General features: G+C 55.4%; 4 protein-coding genes. 1 reads left to right on the top strand and 3 read right to left on the bottom strand.

Features of this window, described 5'->3' with window-relative positions:
- Window positions 1–328 precede the first annotated feature (328 nt).
- The 3 genes from CPT76_RS18555 to CPT76_RS18545 all read right to left on the bottom strand — a co-directional run bounded on the left by CPT76_RS18555 (window position 329) and on the right by CPT76_RS18545 (window position 3,465).
- Complete coding sequence (locus tag CPT76_RS18555; RefSeq protein ID WP_105443882.1) at window positions 329–946, bottom strand: hypothetical protein; 618 nt, start codon at window positions 944–946, stop codon at window positions 329–331.
- A gap of 204 nt (window positions 947–1,150) precedes the next feature.
- Window positions 1,151–2,173: a cytochrome d ubiquinol oxidase subunit II gene (locus tag CPT76_RS18550; RefSeq protein WP_105443881.1), complete on the bottom strand. Its 1,023-nt coding sequence runs from the start codon at window positions 2,171–2,173 to the stop codon at window positions 1,151–1,153.
- Window positions 2,170–3,465 (bottom strand): cytochrome ubiquinol oxidase subunit I, encoded by a 1,296-nt coding sequence (locus tag CPT76_RS18545; RefSeq protein WP_105443880.1) that lies wholly within the window; start codon window positions 3,463–3,465, stop codon window positions 2,170–2,172. The genes CPT76_RS18550 and CPT76_RS18545 overlap by 4 nt, the downstream gene beginning before the upstream one ends.
- A gap of 197 nt (window positions 3,466–3,662) precedes the next feature.
- On the opposite strand from CPT76_RS18545, the gene CPT76_RS18540 reads away from it, so the two are divergent.
- On the top strand, window positions 3,663–3,974 hold a 312-nt coding region (locus tag CPT76_RS18540), incomplete at its 3' end, for a MerR family transcriptional regulator (RefSeq protein ID WP_105443879.1).

Genomic DNA, 3,974 nt, shown 5'->3' with positions numbered 1-3,974 from the left:
CAATAAAAAAAATCCGACGATTAGTTTGAGGGTTACGGGCCCTAAATGTATTTCCGGCATATCATTAACCTCGCAGCGGCTTCTATTTTGGATTACATTCTATGTATGCCCATATTGCGCCCGATATTTACTATCTACGTTTCAAGCTGGACGGTAACACAAAAGAACCGGCATTTGGCCGGTTCCTGGATTAAGGATAAGTATGTGCATCTGAGATTTTGATTTCCGATATCACAAGGAAAGCTTCCGCTAAGTGCAGCCTGCTTTCCTTGAAGATTCGTCAATCGAAGTTTTCTAATGCGGCGAGTGGCGGAATGAAAGACAGATGTTACAGTTTGCTTATCGTCAGCAATCTTTTTCCCATGAACCATATGACAGTGCCGGTGCCCCACAGAATCAAGGCGGACCCAAGGCCGACTACGGACATATACGCATTGATGTGAGCCGCGCCAAAGCTGGCCTCCACAGGCAGGAACAACAGTGTTGCTAGCGCGAGCAGACACAGTAACGCCCCGGTCAGATGATAAAACTTGACCCGGAACAAAGAGGCCAGCGGAAAAAAGTGAATTCCGACAATCAGAGCGGTGACAATAGGGATCAACGCCGTGCGGCCGGCGGCATAGCAGACAGCAACCGCAATGGCGATTGCGGCACCCTCTGCCGCAAAGACGAGATTGAAACGGATGGCGATCCGTTTGCCGGGCCTTGCATCAGCTACTGTGCTTTGATCCTTGATCTTCCGCGACCCACGGATCAGCGAGGCACCTCCGATGAACAGCACAACCCCAATGGCGACAGCTGCGGCTAACCACAAAGGAGCTGCTAACTCCTGCAATCCCATGATGCCGGTATACGCCCACAGCGTACCGAATAAGGCCATAAAAAAAACGCCGCTTGCCGTTCCGCGTATGGCGGAAATATGGATAGTGCCAGATGGTTTTTTCATAATGTTAACTCCTCCGAATGGATATGATCTTCACTGGATTCATCATATCAAACGGACCGAAACTCCCGGTATTCACGGTTGTCATGACTTTGATGTGACAGTTGTCATCAATTTCCCTATGCTCCAACGCCGCAATATTTCGGCAGTATGCCATGCAAAAGAAGCCGACCGGCAATGGGCGCCGGTCAGCTTCTGCAGGTCGTATTATTTTGTCCGCAAATACCGCTTGTCCTTCAGGAATAACCACCAGAACAAAATAAACGCCGGCAGCAGAATGACGGTGCCGAAGCCGTATCCCCAGAGCAGCGACACGAACATCGAGTGGTTCGTAAAACCGGCCTCCACGGTCAGGTAGGGGTGGACGATGTAGGGCATATGCGCTCTCCCGTAGGCGTAGCTCGCCAGGGCAAACTGCAGAATCACGGCGACGACGGACAGGCGCAGCCAGCCTTTTCTGCCGTTTTTCCGGCGGATCCACAGTGCACCGTACCCGATGGCAAAAGCGACGACCGACAGCAAGAACCACATCGACTGCTCCTGCATTCGGGCTACGATCCATAACGCTTCCGGAACCATCGTAAACGTCGCCAGGACGGCCATCGCCAGCGCCAGCGGCCCCAGAACGACCGCGATGGAGCGGTAGTGCTGCGAGACCTGTTCGTCGCCGGCTTCCCGGCCGTAGTCGGACAGGAACAAGGCCGACAGGAACAGCTCGGTCAGAATGCCGAAGCCGACGTGGGCGTACAGCGTGGCGCTGGTCAGCAGCTTCCCGAACTCCAGCTGGGGAAACCCCTGGCTCATGTGAATAAATCCGCCAAGCGAAATCGGCAGCACGCTGACGAGCAGACCGGGGATCAGCAGTCCGGTAACGCCGGACACGATCCGAAGCGCCAGTTCATGCTTCTGGACAGAGTACGAATAGACGATGAACGCGCTCCGAAACAGCAGCAGGACGAGCACCAGGCTCACCGGCACGAGCAGGAGCGTGCCCAGGACATAAGCGGCCCGGGGAAAAAAGCCGACCAGCGCGACCACGAGCAGGACGAGGAAGACGTTGGTGACTTCCCAGGAAGGGGATAGGAAGCGATTCGCGATGTCGGCCGCATGCGGATTCCGTCTGCTGAACACCATGGACCAGAAGCCAGCGCCGAAGTCGATGGAACCGGCGATGGAATAGATGAAAATAAAGCACCAGAGAATGGTGATCGCAAGCTGCGTGTCGCTCATAGGCTTCTCCCCTCTCCGTTTACGCCCTCCACCCCATCGAAGGTGACCGGATGCCGTTTGAAATAGTAGTACATCACCACGGCCGTGACGATGAGCAGAAAAACNTACATGCCAAGGAAAAGGACAAACAGCGAGCCGAGATGCTGCGCCTTCGTCGCGGCCGACGCCGTCGTCTGCATATGGTAGATCGTCCACGGCTGACGCCCCGTACAGCTGAACACCCAGCCCGTTTCAATGCCGATCATGGACAGCGGGCCGGCCAGCAGCAGGGCGGACAGCAGCCACCTCGGATAGGGACGCTTGGTCAGCAGCCGCAGACCGACCGTAAAAGCCGATGCGAGGATCAGCAATGTGCCGATCCCGACCATGACGTTGAACAGCGTATGAATGATCAGGGGAGGCCACTGATCCTCCGGAAAATCGTTCAGACCCTTCACCACCGTGTCGAACCGGTTGCCCGCCAGAAAGCTGAGCGCCCACGGAATTTCGATGGCGCCTTTAATACTGCGGGTTTCTTTATCAGTGACACCGCCGATCGCGAGCGGAGCATAGGCTTGGGTCTCAAAGAGTCCCTCCGCCGCTGCCAGCTTCTCGGGCTGATGCACATGCAGCATTTGCGCGGTTTCGTGGCCGCTCAGCGCCGTCATGAGCGAAATGATCCCGCCGATGAGCAGTCCAAGGAACAGGCTCTTCTGGTGATAGGACCGCTCGCGTTCCGACGATCCGCGCTTCAGCAGCTTATAGGCGGCTACCGAAGCGACCGCAAACGCGCCGGTCATATAGGCCGAGAGCAGGACATGCATGGCCGTCGTCGGCAGGCTCGGGTTGAACACGGCCGCCCATGGATGGACGTCAAACACCCGGCCATTTTCCATCCGGAAGCCGCTGGGCGTATTCATCCAGGCGTGGGCGTCGGTAATGAGCACAGCGGACATGCTGGATCCGATCGCAACAAAGATGACACTCAGAATCCGCAGGGTTGGCGGAAGCCGATCCGCCGCGTAGACATAGATGGACATGAACAGCGCCTCGAGGAAAAATGCCCAGATCTCAATCTGGAAGGGAAGCGCGATCACTTGGCCGACGATTTCCATAAAGCCGGGCCACAAGAGGGACAGCATCACGCCGACCAGGGTTCCCGACGGAATGGCGACGCCAAGGAGAATGGCGAGGCCTTGGTCCAGCGTTGGCGTGACGATCATGAAGGGGATGCCAACCCCGAGTGTCGCAAAGATGATATGAAACGCCATGGACGATCCGAACAGTGACCGTGCCAGCATAACGTTATCCATAAGAAGCCTCCGTTCTGAGCGTAAAGTCGCATCTTATTGTGAACCAAGGTTATCCAAAGTATTCCTGCACAGATAAATAACGCCAAGAGCGTAAAGCGGCCGGAACAGAGAGTAAGCGGGCGGGGACAATGGATTGTGGCTGTAACCATCCTGACTGTATAATGAAGATAAGATGACTAGGAAAGGGGCGACCCGGAGTGAAAATCAGCGAATTGTCGCAATTAACCCATGTCAGTGCCCGCTCGATCCGTCATTACGAAAATCAAGGTCTTCTAATCGCCGACAGACTAAATAACGATTACCGGGATTTCCCTGAATCGGCCGTCGGGCGGGTCAAGGCGATCCAGCTGTACTTGAAACTGGGATTGACGGTTGAAGAGATCAAAGCGTTATTCAGAACGGAAGTGGCCGATCCTGACGGTTATGAATATTGCGAGGAGATGCTGGCCACGTATGAGGGAAAGCTGCAGCAGGTAAATGAGCAGATCGAAGCCTTGCACGGGCTGAAG

Source organism: Paenibacillus sp. AR247, assembly GCF_002968895.1.
GTDB lineage: Bacteria > Bacillota > Bacilli > Paenibacillales > Paenibacillaceae > Paenibacillus_AQ > Paenibacillus_AQ favisporus.
This window is presented reverse-complemented; position numbering and strand designations above follow the sequence as displayed.

Excerpts from the sequence above, each read along its gene's own strand:
- CPT76_RS18555 (WP_105443882.1), bottom strand. The coding sequence starts at position 946 with ATGAAAAAACCATCTGGCACTATCCATATTTCCGCCATACGCGGAACG.
- CPT76_RS18550 (WP_105443881.1), bottom strand. The coding sequence starts at position 2,173 with ATGAGCGACACGCAGCTTGCGATCACCATTCTCTGGTGCTTTATTTTC.